The organism is Rhodococcus sp. TAF43 (genome assembly GCF_052113525.1).
Lineage (GTDB): Bacteria > Actinomycetota > Actinomycetes > Mycobacteriales > Mycobacteriaceae > Prescottella.
Genome location: NZ_JBFRDL010000002.1, coordinates 140,121 through 154,888, shown reverse-complemented (window position 1 = coordinate 154,888; position 14,768 = coordinate 140,121). Strand labels below are relative to the sequence as shown.

The 14,768-nt window shown below is 67.6% G+C and carries 12 protein-coding genes, 1 pseudogene and 1 riboswitch; of the genes and pseudogenes, 11 read left to right on the top strand and 2 right to left on the bottom strand.

Annotated features, from left to right (window positions below):
- Positions 1-11: 11 nt before the first annotated feature.
- The 6 genes and pseudogenes from AB4Z09_RS02160 to AB4Z09_RS02135 all read left to right on the top strand — a co-directional run bounded on the left by AB4Z09_RS02160 (position 12) and on the right by AB4Z09_RS02135 (position 7,411).
- Positions 12-782: an ABC transporter ATP-binding protein gene (locus tag AB4Z09_RS02160; RefSeq protein ID WP_174909277.1), complete on the top strand. Its 771-nt coding sequence runs from the start codon at positions 12-14 to the stop codon at positions 780-782.
- A 2-nt stretch (positions 783-784) separates the two neighbouring features.
- Positions 785-3,295, top strand: coding sequence for an FtsX-like permease family protein (locus AB4Z09_RS02155; RefSeq protein ID WP_442239069.1), 2,511 nt, complete (start codon positions 785-787; stop codon positions 3,293-3,295).
- Between the two features lie 107 nt (positions 3,296-3,402).
- Positions 3,403-4,668, top strand: a complete 1,266-nt coding sequence (locus AB4Z09_RS02150; protein WP_442239068.1) for an MFS transporter — start codon at positions 3,403-3,405, stop codon at positions 4,666-4,668.
- Entirely contained in the window at positions 4,665-4,961 is a 297-nt protein-coding gene (locus tag AB4Z09_RS02145; protein ID WP_114724290.1) for a DUF2470 domain-containing protein, read from the top strand. Before AB4Z09_RS02150 ends, AB4Z09_RS02145 begins: the two co-directional genes overlap by 4 nt.
- Positions 4,962-5,119: 158 nt before the next feature.
- Positions 5,120-6,181 (top strand): annotated as a pseudogene (locus tag AB4Z09_RS02140) (acyl-CoA dehydrogenase family protein); the annotation flags it as partial.
- A 24-nt stretch (positions 6,182-6,205) separates the two neighbouring features.
- Positions 6,206-7,411 (top strand): acyl-CoA dehydrogenase family protein, encoded by a 1,206-nt coding sequence (locus tag AB4Z09_RS02135; protein ID WP_368077047.1) that lies wholly within the window; start codon positions 6,206-6,208, stop codon positions 7,409-7,411.
- A gap of 21 nt (positions 7,412-7,432) precedes the next feature.
- Here AB4Z09_RS02135 and AB4Z09_RS02130 read toward each other — a convergent pair whose 3' ends face one another.
- Complete coding sequence (locus tag AB4Z09_RS02130) at positions 7,433-8,251, bottom strand: hypothetical protein (protein WP_174909270.1); 819 nt, start codon at positions 8,249-8,251, stop codon at positions 7,433-7,435.
- A 257-nt stretch (positions 8,252-8,508) separates the two neighbouring features.
- Here AB4Z09_RS02130 and AB4Z09_RS02125 point away from each other — a divergent pair, with 257 nt between their 5' ends.
- The 3 genes from AB4Z09_RS02125 to AB4Z09_RS02115 all read left to right on the top strand — a co-directional run bounded on the left by AB4Z09_RS02125 (position 8,509) and on the right by AB4Z09_RS02115 (position 11,227).
- Positions 8,509-9,690, top strand: coding sequence for an acyl-CoA dehydrogenase family protein (locus AB4Z09_RS02125; protein ID WP_174914574.1), 1,182 nt, complete (start codon positions 8,509-8,511; stop codon positions 9,688-9,690).
- A gap of 23 nt (positions 9,691-9,713) precedes the next feature.
- Entirely contained in the window at positions 9,714-10,796 is a 1,083-nt protein-coding gene (locus AB4Z09_RS02120) for an acyl-CoA dehydrogenase family protein (RefSeq protein ID WP_174909268.1), read from the top strand.
- A gap of 80 nt (positions 10,797-10,876) precedes the next feature.
- Positions 10,877-11,227 carry a zinc ribbon domain-containing protein YjdM gene (locus AB4Z09_RS02115; RefSeq protein ID WP_174909267.1) on the top strand — a complete coding sequence of 117 codons (351 nt, stop codon included), beginning with the start codon at positions 10,877-10,879 and terminating at the stop codon, positions 11,225-11,227.
- 10 nt (positions 11,228-11,237) lie between these two features.
- Here AB4Z09_RS02115 and AB4Z09_RS02110 read toward each other — a convergent pair whose 3' ends face one another.
- Positions 11,238-12,806, bottom strand: coding sequence for a carboxylesterase/lipase family protein (locus AB4Z09_RS02110; RefSeq protein ID WP_442239114.1), 1,569 nt, complete (start codon positions 12,804-12,806; stop codon positions 11,238-11,240).
- Between the two features lie 90 nt (positions 12,807-12,896).
- Positions 12,897-12,993: riboswitch (TPP riboswitch) on the top strand.
- On the opposite strand from AB4Z09_RS02110, the gene AB4Z09_RS02105 reads away from it, so the two are divergent.
- Both AB4Z09_RS02105 and AB4Z09_RS02100 read left to right on the top strand, forming a co-directional pair.
- Entirely contained in the window at positions 12,987-13,727 is a 741-nt protein-coding gene (locus AB4Z09_RS02105) for a TenA family protein (protein ID WP_114724318.1), read from the top strand. Its footprint overlaps the riboswitch before it by 7 nt.
- A complete protein-coding gene (locus tag AB4Z09_RS02100) occupies positions 13,724-14,749 on the top strand; it encodes an ABC transporter substrate-binding protein (protein ID WP_441346804.1) in 1,026 nt (341 codons plus the stop codon). Before AB4Z09_RS02105 ends, AB4Z09_RS02100 begins: the two co-directional genes overlap by 4 nt.
- Positions 14,750-14,768 lie beyond the last annotated feature (19 nt).

Genomic DNA, 14,768 nt, shown 5'->3' with positions numbered 1-14,768 from the left:
GCGTTTCGGGCATGTCCTCCTTCACCGCAACGCCCCCGCTCATCGAGAGCCCGCCTCGGGCCGCCGTCCGACTCGACGCCGTCACCAAGTCGTACGGCTCCGGCCGGGCCGAGGTCACCGCGCTCGACAACGTCAGCCTCACACTCGCGCCCGGCAGTTTCACCGCCGTCATGGGGCCGTCCGGCTCGGGCAAGAGCACGTTCCTGCACTGCGCCGCCGGGCTGGATCAGCCGACGCGGGGTTCGGTGTGGCTGGGCGACACCGAGCTCAGCTCACTCGAGCCCAAGGCCCGCACGGTGTTCCGGCGCGACCACATCGGCTTCGTGTTCCAGGCGTACAACCTCATGTCGGCGCTGACGGTGGAGCAGAACGTAACGCTGCCGCTGCTGCTGGCCGGCCGCGCCGCCGACCGGGCGCACCTCGACTACGTCCTGAACGCGGTCGGGCTCGACGGCAAGCGCGACCGTCGCCCGGCCGAGATGTCGGGCGGCCAACAGCAGCGCGTCGCGATCGCCCGCGCGCTCATCACGCAGCCCCACGCGGTGTTCGCGGACGAGCCCACCGGAGCACTCGACAGCCGCACCGGCCGCCAGGTGCTCGACCTGTTGCGCCGCACCACCACCGAACTGGGGCAGACCATCGTCATGGTGACCCACGATCCGGTCGCCGCCGCGCACGCCGACCGGGTGTTGTTCCTCGCCGACGGACGCCTCGTCGGCCGGATGGACTCCCCCACCGCGGCCGCGGTCGCCGACCACATGACCCACCTCGGGGAGTGGTGACGATGCGCAGGTCGAGACTGCGGGCCCTCGCCCGCGCCAACATCCGCGCACAACGCGGCGGCTTCGCGGCGATGTTCGTCGCGCTGTTCTGCGCGGCACTGCTCACCTGCGCGCTCGGGGTGCTGTTCGAGTCCGGGATCCGCGGCGGCGTCACCCCGCACCGGTACGCCGGGGCCGACGTCGTCGTCGGTGCGCCCCAGACACTCGAGGTGAAGGAGGACATCGACCAGCCGTTCGCCGAGCGTGCACTGTTGCCGGCCGCGGCCGTCGACGAGTTGGCCGCGCTCCCGGGCGTGCGTACCGCGGTGGGCGACGTGAGCGTGCCGCTGACCACCGACGACGGCACGCTGCTCGACGGTCACGGCTGGGGATCGGCCGTCCTCGCGCCGTATTCCCTCACCGCCGGACGCGCCCCCGCGTCCGCGACGGAGGCCGTCGTCACCGGTGGCGCGGTCCCGGGCGATCGGATCACGTTGCGGCACGGCGGCATCGGTGACACCTACACCGTCGTGGGCGTGGCGGCCGCGCCGACGTCCGAACCGACCGAACGCCCGGCGGCGGTGTTCCTCTCCGACGCCCGGGCGCAGGAACTGTGGCCGCACGCCGATCGCGTCGCGACGGTGGGGCTGCTCGCCGAGCAGGGGTTCGACGCATCGTCACTGGCCGCCCGCGCCCGCGGCGCGCTCGCCGACGGCGATGTGCGCACCTACACCGGCGACGCCCGCGGCGACGTCGAGTACCTGGACGCGGGCGCGGCCCGCAGCGAACTGATCATGCTGTGCGGGTCGTTCGCCGGCCTGGCGATCCTGATCGCGATGTTCGTGGTCGCGAGCACGCTGTCGCTGTCGATCCGGCAGCGCCGCCGCGAGTTCGCGTTGCTGCGCGCGATGGGCGCGACCCCCGGCCAGATCCACCGCCTGGTCGGCAGCGAGGTACTGCTGGTGGCCGGGCTCGCCGCGGTGCTCGGCGTGTGGCCGGGGTTCGCCGTCGCCGGCATGCTGCGGGCGCAGTTCACCGAGGCCGGGGTGCTCCCGTCGGACTTCGCGCTGGCGTACGGACCGCTGCCGGCCGTGGTGGGCGTGCTACTGGCCGTCGGCACCGCGCGGATCGCGGCCGCGATCGCCGCCCGCCGTCCGGCCCGGCTCGATCCCACCGAGGCGCTGCGCGAGTCCGCGGTCGAACCCGCCACCATCGGGCGCGGCCGGCTCGTGACCGGACTCGTGTTCGCCGCCGGCGGTCTGGCGACGTCGCTGCTGCCCGCCGTCCTGCCGGGTCAGGCCGCTCTCGCCGGCGCGGGGAGTTCGGCTGTGCTGCTGGTGATCTCGGCGGCACTCCTCGGCCCCGCCCTGGTATCGACCGCGATCGCCCGCTTCGGCGGACCGATGCGACGCAGTTCGTCACCGGCCCTCGTCCTCGCGGCCGCCAACACCGGAGCGCGGGCGCGGCGGCTGGCCGCGGCGATCACCCCGCTGGCCCTGGCCATCGCGATCGGGTCGGTGCAGCTGTTCACCCAGAGCACCATCTCCGCGGCGGCCGACGACCAGTCCCGCAGCGGCATCACCGCCGACCTCGTCGTGAGCGGTGCCGCGGGGCTGGCGCCGGGACTGGTCGACGCCATCGCCGCCGAACCGGCTGTGCGCGCGGCAAATCCGATCACCCGCAGTCAGGCACTGTTCACCAGCGCCGACAGCGAGGCCTCCACCACCGAGCCCCACGCGGTGCAGGGCATCGATCCCGCCGCCACGTCGTCGACGCTCGATCTCGATGTGCGCGAAGGTGATCTGGGACAGCTGCGGGACGGCACCGTCGCGCTCAGTCTCGACGCCGCCTTCGACATGGGCGCCGGCGTGGGCGAGGTGGTGCCGCTGCGACTCGGCGACGGGACGCTGATCACCCCGACCGTCGTGGCGACGTACGGCCGCGGTCTCGGATTCGGTGATGTCACGCTGCCGGCCGCGCAGGTTCGGGAGCACACCACCGCGGGCACCGCCGACGTCGTCCTGGTCACCGCGGAGCCCGGTCGGGTCGACGAACTTCGTCAGGCGCTGCAGATGACGCCCGGGATCGCCGTCGCGGACCGCGCCGAGTTCGCCGCCGCCGGTCAGGACCAGCGGCGCACCCAGTCGTGGGTGAGCATCGTGGCCCTGGCGGTCCTGCTCGGCTACCTCGCGGTCGCCGTCGTCAACACGCTCGTGCTGGCGACCGCCGAACGCGGCCGGGAGTTCGCGCTGCTGCGCCTGGTCGGCGCGAGCAAGCGGCAGGTGCACCGGATGATGCGGACGGAGTCGGTGATCGTGGTGTCGGTCGCCGCGGTGGTCGGCACGCTCATCGCGATCCCCCCGCTCGCCGGCATCGCGGCGGCCGTATCGGGTACGCCGATCCCGAGTGTCTCCCCCGTCGTCTACGGCGGCATCATCGCGGTCACCGTCCTGCTGGGGCTGTGCGCGATCGCGCTTCCGACGCGGACCGCGCTGCGCCAGGACCCGGTCGAGGCCATCGGCACCCGCGAGTAGCGACGTGGTGCGGCCGGGGCTGGTGCCGCTTGAAAACCGTTCGCGCGGTCCCCGGCCGCACTGTTAGCTTCGAACCACCCCGCCCCCGCAAGCAGAGGCCTGCCGACGTGACCGCCCCGAACGTGACCACCACCCGACGATTCGGGCCGTTGATTCTGCTCAACATCGCAACGCTGCTGTCGGCGACCGGCAACGGCATCGTCATCGTCGCGCTGCCGTGGCTGGTGCTCGAGCAGACCGGCCGGGCCACCGACGCCGCGATCGTGGCGGGCGCGGCAACCGTTCCGCTGCTGCTGGCGAGCCTGTTCTCGGGCACCGTCGTCGACCGGTTCGGCCGCCGCCCCACGTCGCTGGTGTCGGACGCACTCTCCGCGCTGTCGGTGGCCGCGATCCCGGTCGTCGCGGGCACCATCGGTCTGTCGGTGCCGGTGCTCGCGCTGCTGGCCGCGCTCGGTGCGACGTTCGACCCGGCCGGGATCTCGGCGCGCGAATCGATGCTGCCGGCCGCGACGAGGGCGGCGGGATGGAAACTCGACCGCGTCAACAGCCTGTACGAGGCCAACTACAACGTCGCCTACCTCGTCGGTCCCGGCATCGGCGGTGTCCTGATCGCGTTGGTCGGCCCGGAGAGCACCCTGTGGGTCACCGCGGTCTGCTTCGTCCTGTCGATCGTGACGATCGCGTTCCTGCGCCTCGAGCACGCCGGCCGCCCCGACCACGCCACCCGGCCTGCGTCGATGTGGACGGGCACGCTCGAGGGGCTGCGGTTCGTGTGGAACGACCGCCTGCTGCGCACGCTCGCACTGGTCGACATGGTGATCGTGGCGCTGTATCTGCCGATCGAGTCGGTGTTGTTCCCCAAGTACTTCACTGATCAGGGCCAGCCCGCCCAATTGGGCTGGGTGTTGATGGCGATGAGCATCGGCGGACTGGTCGGCGCCCTCGCCTACGGGGCGCTCGCGCCGTACCTGAAACGCCGGAACCTGATGCTGATCGCGGTCAGCGGCCTCGGATTGTCGATGCTCGCCATGGCGTTCCTGCCACCGCTGTGGGTGCTGCTCGGCCTGTCCGTCGTGATCGGCCTGGTGTACGGGCCGGTGGGTCCGATCGCCAACTGGGCCATGCAGACCCGCAGTCCCGAGCACATGCGTGGCCGCGTCGTCGGAGTGATGACCTCCACCGCGTACGCCGCCGGGCCGCTCGGCTTCCTGTTGGCCGGCCCGCTGATCGATCAGGTCGGCGTCCAGACCACGTTCTTCGTCCTGGCGGTACCGGTGCTCGTGGTGGCGCTCGTGTGCTTCACGCTGCCGGTCCTGCGTGAGTTGGACGCCGACCGGCAGCCTCCGACGGTGGAGCTAGGATCGCGCCCATGACCTCCTTCGACGCCGCCGTCGTCGCCGCCGTGACCGGCCACATGAACGGCGATCACGCCGCCGACAACCTGATGATCGTCCGCGCGTTCGCGGAACCCGCCGCCACCGGTGCCCGCATGACCGGGCTGGACACCGAGGCCGGCGAATGGTCCGCCGACGTCGACGGCACCGAGCGCACCGTGCGGGTGCCCTGGGTCGGCACGGTCACCGACCGCGCCTCGATCCGCACCGAGGTGGTCGCGCTGTACCAGGCCGCGTGCGAGAAGCTGGGCGTCGAACCGGATTCTCACTGACCGATAGCACGGTAATTCGTCACGGTGATTTCTGCGTTCGTAATCTGCAGTCGCTCAAAGGAGAGCATCGGAAACTGGCATCTTCCTGCCAGATCGCCAGACGCCGGCTGATGCGGAAGTAGAACGGGGTCAGTTGCAATTCCCACCGAGGAGCTGGCGTGGATTTCACCCCGAACGACGTTCATCGAGATATAGCCGAGCTGACGAACGAGGTGCTGGAGAAGACCAGCCCTCTGAGCCGAGTCGACCTGGATCCGCAGCTCGGCTACGACCCGCGGGTGTGGGCCTCGCTCGCCGACGTCGGTCTGCTGTCGTTGGCACTTCCGGTAGACCTCGGTGGTGACGGATTGGGTGCCGCCGAGGTGGCTGCCGTCTTACATGAAGTCTCAGCCCACGGTGCTCGTGTTCCCGCCTTCGCAGCTCTCGCGCTCGGAGTACTGCCCCTCGCCACCCACGGCACCGTTGCGCAGCGGGCCGAATTGTTGCCGGCCCTGGCCACCGGCGACAGCCTGATCACCGGAGCCCCGAGCGAACTGAGCGATCCCCTGACCGACACACCCCGGACCACGGCGATCCGCACCACCAGCGGTTGGGAACTCGATGGGCTGAAGATCGCGGTACCATTCGCCGCACAAGCCACACGAGTGCTGATACCGGCCACAACCCCCGACGGCACTGCAGTGTTCCTCGTCGACCCGGCAGCCCATGGCGTCGAGCTCGTACCGACTCCCACTGCATCCGGACAACCCGACTACACGATTCGATTGTCCGGTGTGCAGGTCGATGATTCGGCGGTACTGGGCAACGACTTCAGCGGAGCCTCCGTGGCCTCGCTGCGTACCTTCGCTCTTGTAGGCGCGGTCGCGATCGGAGACGGTGCACTGACCGGCGCGCTCACATTGACCACCAGGCACGTCCGGACACGCCATCAGTTCGGCAAGCCACTCGCCAGCTTCCAAGCTGTATCGCAGCAGATCGCCGATGTGTACATTGCCGCGCGCACCATGCATCTGGCGGCCTCGGCCGGCGCATGGCGCGTCACCGCCGGTTTGAGTTCCGATCAGAGCCTCGCACTCGCTTGTCACTGGTTGACCTCCGAGGCGCTGAGCGCCCTTCGGACTTGTCACCACCTGCATGGAGGGATGGGGGCAGACATCACCTACCCCCTGCATAGGCACTACTCCACGCTCAAGGATCTGAGCCGATTCTTGGGCGGGTCGGAACATACGCGCCACGTCCTCGGGTTGGACACGGATAGCGAGCGAGAGCCCGCGGAGAAGGCCACAGCCCAGGGAACGTTCATCGAACTCACACCACCTCAGCGCGCGTTGCAGGACGAGTTGCGCCGCTACTTCCAGCAGTTGATGACGCCCGATGAGCGGGCAACGACACTTGTCGACCGGCACGGCCCCGTCTACCGAGACGTGGTCCGTCGGATGGGTCGCGACGGCTGGCTCGGAGTCGGCTGGCCAAAGGAATTCGGCGGTCGCGGCTTCGGTTCGATCGAGCAACACATCTTCGTCAACGAGGCTCACCGCGCCGACGTTCAACTACCGTCTGTCACATTGCAGACCGTCGGGCCGACGCTGCAGGCGTTCGGGACCGACGAGCAGAAGGCGTTCTTCCTGCCCAAGATCTTGTCCGGCGATCTCCACTTTGCAATCGGATACTCCGAACCCGACTACGGGACCGATCTCGCGTCACTTCGCACCACCGCGGTTCGAGTGGGCGACCACTACGTCGTCAACGGCCAGAAGACGTTCACCACGGGAGGCCATGCGGCTGACTACATCTGGCTCGCGGTTCGAACCGATCCCGACGCGCCCAAGCACAAAGGCATCTCGATACTCATCGTCGACACACGCGATCCGGGCTTCACCTGGACACCGATCATCACTGCCGATGGTGCACACCACGTCGATGTGACGTATTACTCCGACGTTCGTGTTCCAGCGCAAATGATTGTCGGCGAGGAGAATCAGGGATGGCAATTGATCGTCACACAGCTCAACTACGAACGGGTGATGCTCGGTCCCGCGGGAAGGATCGGTGGACTGTTCGACCAGGTCCACGCTTGGGCCGCCCAACACGACCGGCTCGACATTCCGGACGTGCGTTCGGCATTGATCGAGACTCGGGCCACCGAGCGGATCAATGAGCTACTGAACTGGCAGGTCGCCGCCGCGGAGGCGAACGCACCGATCGGTGCGGCCGATGCTTCGGCGACGAAAGTGTTCGGGTCCGAGCGAATTCAGCGACTCTACGATCAGCTCGAGCAGATCGTTGCCCTGCATGGGGATCTCGCCGATCCGGCGACAGCAGAGTTGGCAACCTGGCTTGACGTCCAGGCGAAGCGCAATCTGGTTCTGACCTTCGGCGGCGGGGTGAACGAGGTCCAGCGCGAGTTGATCGCCGTGAATGGGCTAGGCCTGCCACGGGTGCCGCGCTGAGGCCGATCACGAACACACGCTCTACGTCCGACTGGGGTCGAAAGCGGTTGCGCCCGATGACAGAAGACCGAGTTCGGCCGCTCGGGCTCCGATTTGAAATCGGGTGGTGACGCCGAGCCTGACCATGATGCCGGCGACATGTCGACGATAAGTACGCAGCGACACCAACAGCCGGCGCGCCGCTACTTCGTCTTTGAGACCCAGGTTGAGCGCACGCAATACGGCCAGTGACATTTCGTCGAACCCCTCGCGACGCAAGCCCAGATGCGCCGACAACCTAGGCGCCGAGGCCCAAATGAGAGTTGCGAACTGGTGAATCGCCCTGAGCAGATCCGGATCGCTGATCACGAACCCATAGGGGTGCTGTCGACCTTCATCGCCCCAGATTGCCGCAATCTTCCTGTCGACGATGACCATGTTGTGAAAGTCGGCATTGGCCACCTTGATCTGCGCTTCGAGCGTGGTCTGTTGAACCAGCGACCGATGGTCACGTGTTTCGGCATAACCCGGCGAGTACAGCAGCCGAATCTGCTTGCCTGCTTCCAGATGCTCCGAGACGAGCTGATGACTCGCCTGGTAGCTGGGTTTCATTCGTAGGGGGCAGGCCACTGCCAGAACGGCTTCCTCACGGACACGCTGAAGTAGATGCTGCAGGTTGCGTTCCCAACGGTCGTCCGGACAGATGCGAATGAAGCCACCCTGCCTCCGCGTGTCGTGTTCGACGATCGCGCGATCGAGCAACCTGCGCGACTCAGCGAGTAACCAACTGACGTCAACCTGCGTCTCACCCGCTTCGCGATTCTCTGTATGGAAAGAACCAATCATGCCGTCGTGTGTCATTTCCCCACCCCCGGAATTCGCGCGGATCGCCCCAGTTGACAGAGTGCGATCCACCCGAGACGAAGTCAACGCAAGTGATACGCCTCACAGGCGAACCTTCGCGCTGGTAATTCGCTGCCAAGAGATCGGCATCTTCCTGCCCCGCACAAGCCTTCACCAATACCTGCAACCTGTCCTAGTTTTGGTCTCGAAAGCCGCATCACCGGGTTTGGCCGTGGTGCATGCGGAGACCAATCAACGGAGGAGCCGAGGGTCCGATGCACATAAGCTTCACCGAAGAGCAGGGACAGTTGCGTAAGCAACTTCGTGGGTACTTCTCCGAACTCATGACCGCCGAACTGCGGGAGGCCCTGGCCGGACCGGGCGGTGAATACGGTGATGCGAGCGCCTACAAGGAGGTTGTTCGCCGGCTGGGACACGACGGGTGGCTGACGGTCGGCTGGCCGGAAGAGTTCGGCGGTCGGGACCGCCCGATGCTGGATCAACTGATCTTCACCGATGAGGCTGCCGCGGCCGGGGTCCCCTTCCCATTTCTGACGGTGAACACCGTAGGTCCGACCATCATGCGATTCGGAACCGACGAGCAGAAGGCGTTCTTCCTTCCAAAGATCGCGAAGGGCGAATTGCACTTTTCGATTGGATATTCCGAGCCGGAGGCCGGCACCGACTTGGCATCGTTGCGGACCACGGCCCGTCAGGACGGAGACAGTTACGTCATCAATGGCGAGAAGGCCTGGACCAGCCTGATCGAGTACGCCGACTATGTGTGGCTGGCGGCACGTACCGATCAGGAGGCCACCAAGCATCGCGGGCTGTCGATCTTGATCGTCCCTGCCTCGGCGGAGGGCTTCTCCTGGACGAAGATTCGTACTATGGCGGGACCGGGAACGAGCGCGACCTTCTACTCCGACGTGCGGGTGCCCGCGTCCAACGTCGTCGGCGACCTACACGGTGGCTGGCCGTTGATCACCAATCAGCTCAACCACGAGCGAGTGGCGCTGACATCGGCCGCTCCCCTTCAGGAGTCGCTGCGCCAGGTATTGGAGTGGGCACGCCACACCAAACGTGCCGACGGCTCGCGGGTGATCGATGCGGAGTGGGCACAACTGCATCTGGCGCGTGTTCACGCACACGTCGAGTACCTCAAGCTTCGCAACTGGCGAATCGCATGGGCAGCCGACTCTGGCGAACTCGGACCCGCGGAGGCCTCGGCGACAAAGATATTCGGTACAGAACTCGCAACCGAGGCATACCGGCTACTCATGGAGGTACTGGGCGACTCCGCGATCGTGCGGACGAACTCCCCTGCGGCGTTGCTGCGTGGCCGGATCGAACGGTTCCACCGCTCGTCGCTCATCCTGACTTTCGGCGGCGGCACGAATGAAGTCCAGCGCGACATCATCGCCAAAGCTGCGCTCGGACTCCCCATCACTCGCTGACCTACTCGAGGAGTGTGATATCCATGGACTTCAGTCTCACCGAAGCGCAGAACGACCTGTCGCGTCTGACTCGTGACCTGCTGACGAGTTCGGCCACCACAAGTGCCGTCGACCGCAACAGTTTCGACCGGCCACTGTGGCAGGCGATGATGCGGGCCGGGTTGCTCGATGCAGCACTACCCGCTCCGGTCGGTGGTGGATTCGGGCTGCTAGAACAGTGCTCGATACTGATCGAGATCGGCCGGGCGGTCGCTGCGGTTCCATACTTGTCCAGCGTCGCGGTCGCGGCGTCCGCAATCGCACAGTTCGGTGACAGCGCCCAAGTCCAGCGGTGGGTAGGCGCGGTCGCGGACGGCAGCGTGGTCATCGCGCCGGCATTGGCCACCGAGGATGACAGGTTCGTCGCCGAGAAGAAGGCTGCCGGCTGGTGTCTGAGAGGATCACGAAGCGTTGTTCCTTCAGGTTCATTCGCCGATGCCTTTCTGGTTGAGGCAACCACCGAAGACGGCTCGATGTTGGTGGTCGTCGATCACGACATCGACGGAGTCCGGGTCAGCGCGCAGCACGTGGTCGACGGCACCGATGCCGCCCTGCTCGAAATGGAGGATGTGACTGTCGACCACACGGCTGTCATCGGTACACCGGGCGACGGCGGCGCACAGTGGGCACACCGACGCGCGACCATCGCCACATGCGCCTACCAGCTCGGTGTCGTCGAACAGGCACTGGAGCTGACGAGCGACTACGCCTGTACCCGAAAGCAGTTCGACAAGCCGATCGGCTCGTTCCAGGCCGTCCGGCAGAGGCTGGCGGATGCCTACATCGATGTCGAGGCGATTCGGATGACACTGTGGCAGGCAGCGTGGCGCGAATCCGAGGAGTTGTCCGCAGACGCCGAAATCGCCGCTGCCAAGTTCTGGGCTGCGGAGGCTGGCCATCGCCTCGCTCACACTGTGGTTCACGTGCACGCGAGCATCGGGATCTTTCTCGACTACCCAGTTCATCGGTACTTCGTCGCGGCCAAGCGGGCGGAGTTCGCACTCGGGGGCGCAACATCGCAGCTGCGCAAGCTCGGCAGGATGCTCGCGCAGCCGACGAGTTCGTAGCCCGGGCGACCCCGGCCTGCTTCCTGTCGGACGTCGAACCAGACCACCGCTGATCCGCTCCCACCCACTACGATCGCGACGTGGACACTCCCCTGCCGCCCTGCCCCAACTGCTCGTGTGAGTACACCTACGAGATGGGCGCCCTCCTGATCTGCCCGGAGTGCGCACACGAATGGACCCCCTCCGACGGTGGATCGGACGACGTCGCGGACGGGGTTGTCCGGGACTCCGTCGGCAACGTCCTCGCCGACGGTGACACCGTCACGGTGATCAAGAGCCTCAAGGTCAAGGGCAGCCCCACCGGTATCAAGGCCGGCACGAAGGTCCGCAACATCCGACTGGTCCAGGGCGTCGGCGACCACGACATCGACTGCAAGGTCGACGGGATCGGCCCCATGCAGCTCAAGTCGAGCGTCGTCAAGAAGGCGTGACCCAGCCCGACTAGCTGAACCCCATCACCTCGTCACCCCACGCGATGCGCATCGCGTGGTCGGGATCCGCCACCAGGCTGTCGTGGCTGTCGATCAGCAGGGTGGATCGGGTCTCCTCGATGTACGGCGCCCAGTGCTTGGAACCGTCGAGGGCCGCCGGCACCGCGTGGCGCGCGAAGGCCAACCAGCGTCGCTGCACCCGCCCCGCCACCTCGAGCGCCGTCTTGCGGCCGCCGAGCCAGAAGGTCGGGTCCGGGTTGAGTGTCCCGAAATTGCCGAACACGTAGGGCAATTCGGTGGCGTGCCCGGCGCCCACGCGGGCCGCCTTGAGCATCGGAGCGGCGTGATCGAACCGGTAGACCCACGTGGGCGAGTGGCGGCTGTGCGCGTCGGCGACCCACAGCGCGGGCATCCGGAACGCCGCGTCCCGTGAGATTGCCAGGGCGCCCCGCGGTTTCGCGCCGTCCGGGTAGGCGGCGACGATCTCGGCGAGCCGCAGCGCCGACAGGCCCGGATTGTCCTGCGCGAGTCCGGCGAACATCTGCTGGACCGCCTCGGCGCTGACCGGCAGCAGCGGTGAGCGCATGAACTTGAAGATCGACGCCTCGTCCTTGTTGGAGCCGATGATGAGCGGGATCCGGTGCGAGTACCCCTTCTGGAAGGCGGCGACCGGGTAGTGCGGGACCAGGTCGCGGTCCACGACCGGCGCCATCGCCAGCGTGCCCGGCACCTTCGTCGGCACCTCGTCGACGAGGAGGTCGCCCGCCTTCACCAAGCGTTCGAACGGCATGTCGCAGAGCTCGGCGACCCGTTCCGCCGGCAGATCGAGGATCTCGAGGAACCGTGCCGCGACGGACGCGGCCCGCTCCGCGCCGTACACCGACGTCGACGGCGGGCTCTGCGCGATCGCGCGGTGGAACAGGCCTTCCGCGCGGGGCACCGTCATCAGTGTCGTGATCGAACCGCCACCGGAGGACTCGCCGAACAACGTCACCTCACCGGGGTCACCCCCGAAGGCCTGGATGTTGTCGCGCACCCACTCGAGGGCAGCAATCTGGTCGCGGAGACCCAGGTTCGACTCGAACGTCCGCTCGGGAGTGGTGAACGACGACAGATCCAGGAAGCCGAGAGTGCCCAACCGGTAGTTGAAGGTCACCAGGACGACGTCGCCACGCTCGGCGAGCAGGCGGCCGTCGTAGATGGGCTGGGCCGACGACCCCAGGCAGTACGCGCCGCCGTGGATCCACACCATCACCGGCCGCGGCGTCCCGTCCGGCCGCGGCGCCCACACGTTGACGGTCAGGCAGTCCTCGTCGATCCGCAGGTCCGGGTCGATCGGCACCGACGTGTCGTGGCCCTGCGGCGCCATGGGACCGAACACCCTGCCGTCGCGGATCTCGGTCCACGGCTGCGGCGCACTCGGGCGCCGGAAGCGGCGCTCACCGGTCGGCGGCGCCGAATACGGAATCCCCTTCCACGAGAAAACCGAGCCGTCGGCATATCCGCGTATCGGACCGAGCGGCGTCTCCACCACGAGTGTGTCGGGTGCCTGTGTCTCGACGATCTCCACGGCTTCCATCACGCGGCCCTCCTCACCTTCGACCGCCAGCCGACCGAGGCTGACAGCCGACTGCCAACGTACCAATCCGGCGGTGCTAAGGTCGGCTCGTTCATTGACACGGGGTGCTCCGCACGGGCGGGGCTGAGATCACACCCGGGAACCTGCATCAGGTAATGCTGACGAAGGGATGTCACGGCGATGACCACGCCTGTCCACGACAAATCTGTCCACACCAGCGACGACGCCGCACCGGCCGACGCGCGCTTCACCGATCACCTGTGGGATCGCACCGCGGTCCTGCGCGGCGCGATCGACGACATGGAGTTCCTGCGTCGTCTCGGCGACGGCACACTGCCGCTCGACGTGTTCCGCACGTACGTCGAACAGGACGCTCTCTACCTGGCCGAGTACGCGAAGGCACTCGCGCTGCTCGCCGCCAAGTCCCCCGATCCGCACACCGCGGCGTTCTGGGCCACATCGGCGTCGACGGCCGCGGTGGTCGAGACCGAACTCCACGAGAGCCTGCTCGCCGGCGGCGTCCTGCCCGCGAGCGACTCCACGCCGGAACACTCGCAGGCCTGCCTCGGGTATGTGTCGTACCTGACGGCCACCGCCGCCACCGAGTCGTATGCCGTGGCCGCCGCCGCGGTGTTGCCGTGCTTCTGGATCTACGGCGAGGTGGGCCGCAAGCTCGCCGCGAGCGCCGCGGAGGTGCTGGCGGCGGACCCGTCGCATCCGTACGCCCAGTGGGTCACCACGTACGACGCCCCCGAGTTCCAGGAGTCCGTCGAGACCGCGCGCCGACTGGTCGACGTCGCGGCAGCGGCAACGACGTCCGCGCAGCGGGAGGCGATGGCGCGCGCGTTCGTGATCGCCACGCGCTACGAGTTCATGTTCTGGGACACCGCCCTGAACCCGCAGCCCTGGCCCGCGTCGTGACATCGATGTCCCGGCTGCGCAGGGTCCTCGCGACGTCCGCGATCGTCGCGTCGGCACTGAGCGTCCTCACCGGGTGCGGCAGCGACGACTCCGGAGACACCATCCGCTTCGCCCTCGACTGGACACCGAACACCAACCACACCGGGTTGTACGTCGCGTTGCAGGAGGGGTTCTTCGCGGACGCGGGACTCGACGTCCAGGTGCTGCCGTACAACAACACGTCCCCCGACACGCTCGTCGACTCGGGCAACGCCGAATTCGGTTCCAGCTTCCAGGATTCTGCGACGTTCTCGCGTGCCGCGGGCGCGCAGACCGTCTCCGTGCTGGCGCCGTTGCAGCACTGGGCGACGGGCATCGGCGTGAAGGCGGACCGCGCCGATCTCGCCGGCCCGAAGGACCTCGACGGGAAGACCTACGCCGGGTTCGGCGACCCCGGCGAACGCGAGATCCTCCGTCAGGTCATTCGAAACGACGGCGGAACAGGTGATTTCGAGACGGTCGTGCTGGGAACATCGGCGTACGAGGCGGTGTACGGCGGGCAGGCCGACTTCACGGTGTCGTACTTCGCGTGGGAGGGCGTCGAGGCCGCCCGCCGCGGCACCCCGATGCGCTACTTCCACTACACCGACTACGGCTTCCCGGACGCGTACGCGATCGTGGTGAACGGGAACGAGGAGTGGCTGGCCGCACATCCCGAGCAGGCCCGCAAGTTCGTGCAGGCGCTGCAGCGCGGCTACCAGGTGGCCGCCGACGATCCGGACCGTGGCGCCAAGGCACTGATCGCCGCGAATCCGGGCGTGTTCAGCGACGAGGAGTTGGTGTTCGAGAGCCAGCGGATGCTGGCCGCCAACTACATGAAGGACGCATCGGGGCGCGTCGGCACGCAGACGCTCGAGCAGTGGTCGGGGTACTCCCGCTTCCTGTTCGAGCACGGTCTGCTCGCAGGCCCCGACGGCAAGCCACTCACCACCGAGCCGGACTGGTCGACGTACTTCACCGATGAGTACCTCGCAGCGCCGTAAGCGCGGAGCGCTCGATGGG

What these genes read in the sequence shown, in the direction of transcription:
- AB4Z09_RS02120 (WP_174909268.1), top strand. Translation starts at nt 9,714, where the DNA reads ATGGACTTCAGTCTCACCGAAGCGCAGAACGACCTGTCGCGTCTGACT.
- AB4Z09_RS02105 (WP_114724318.1), top strand. Translation starts at nt 12,987, where the DNA reads ATGACCACGCCTGTCCACGACAAATCTGTCCACACCAGCGACGACGCC.
- AB4Z09_RS02110 (WP_442239114.1), bottom strand. Translation starts at nt 12,806, where the DNA reads ATGGAAGCCGTGGAGATCGTCGAGACACAGGCACCCGACACACTCGTG.
- AB4Z09_RS02160 (WP_174909277.1), top strand. Translation starts at nt 12, where the DNA reads ATGTCCTCCTTCACCGCAACGCCCCCGCTCATCGAGAGCCCGCCTCGG.
- AB4Z09_RS02155 (WP_442239069.1), top strand. Translation starts at nt 785, where the DNA reads ATGCGCAGGTCGAGACTGCGGGCCCTCGCCCGCGCCAACATCCGCGCA.
- AB4Z09_RS02130 (WP_174909270.1), bottom strand. Translation starts at nt 8,251, where the DNA reads ATGACACACGACGGCATGATTGGTTCTTTCCATACAGAGAATCGCGAA.
- AB4Z09_RS02125 (WP_174914574.1), top strand. Translation starts at nt 8,509, where the DNA reads ATGCACATAAGCTTCACCGAAGAGCAGGGACAGTTGCGTAAGCAACTT.
- AB4Z09_RS02145 (WP_114724290.1), top strand. Translation starts at nt 4,665, where the DNA reads ATGACCTCCTTCGACGCCGCCGTCGTCGCCGCCGTGACCGGCCACATG.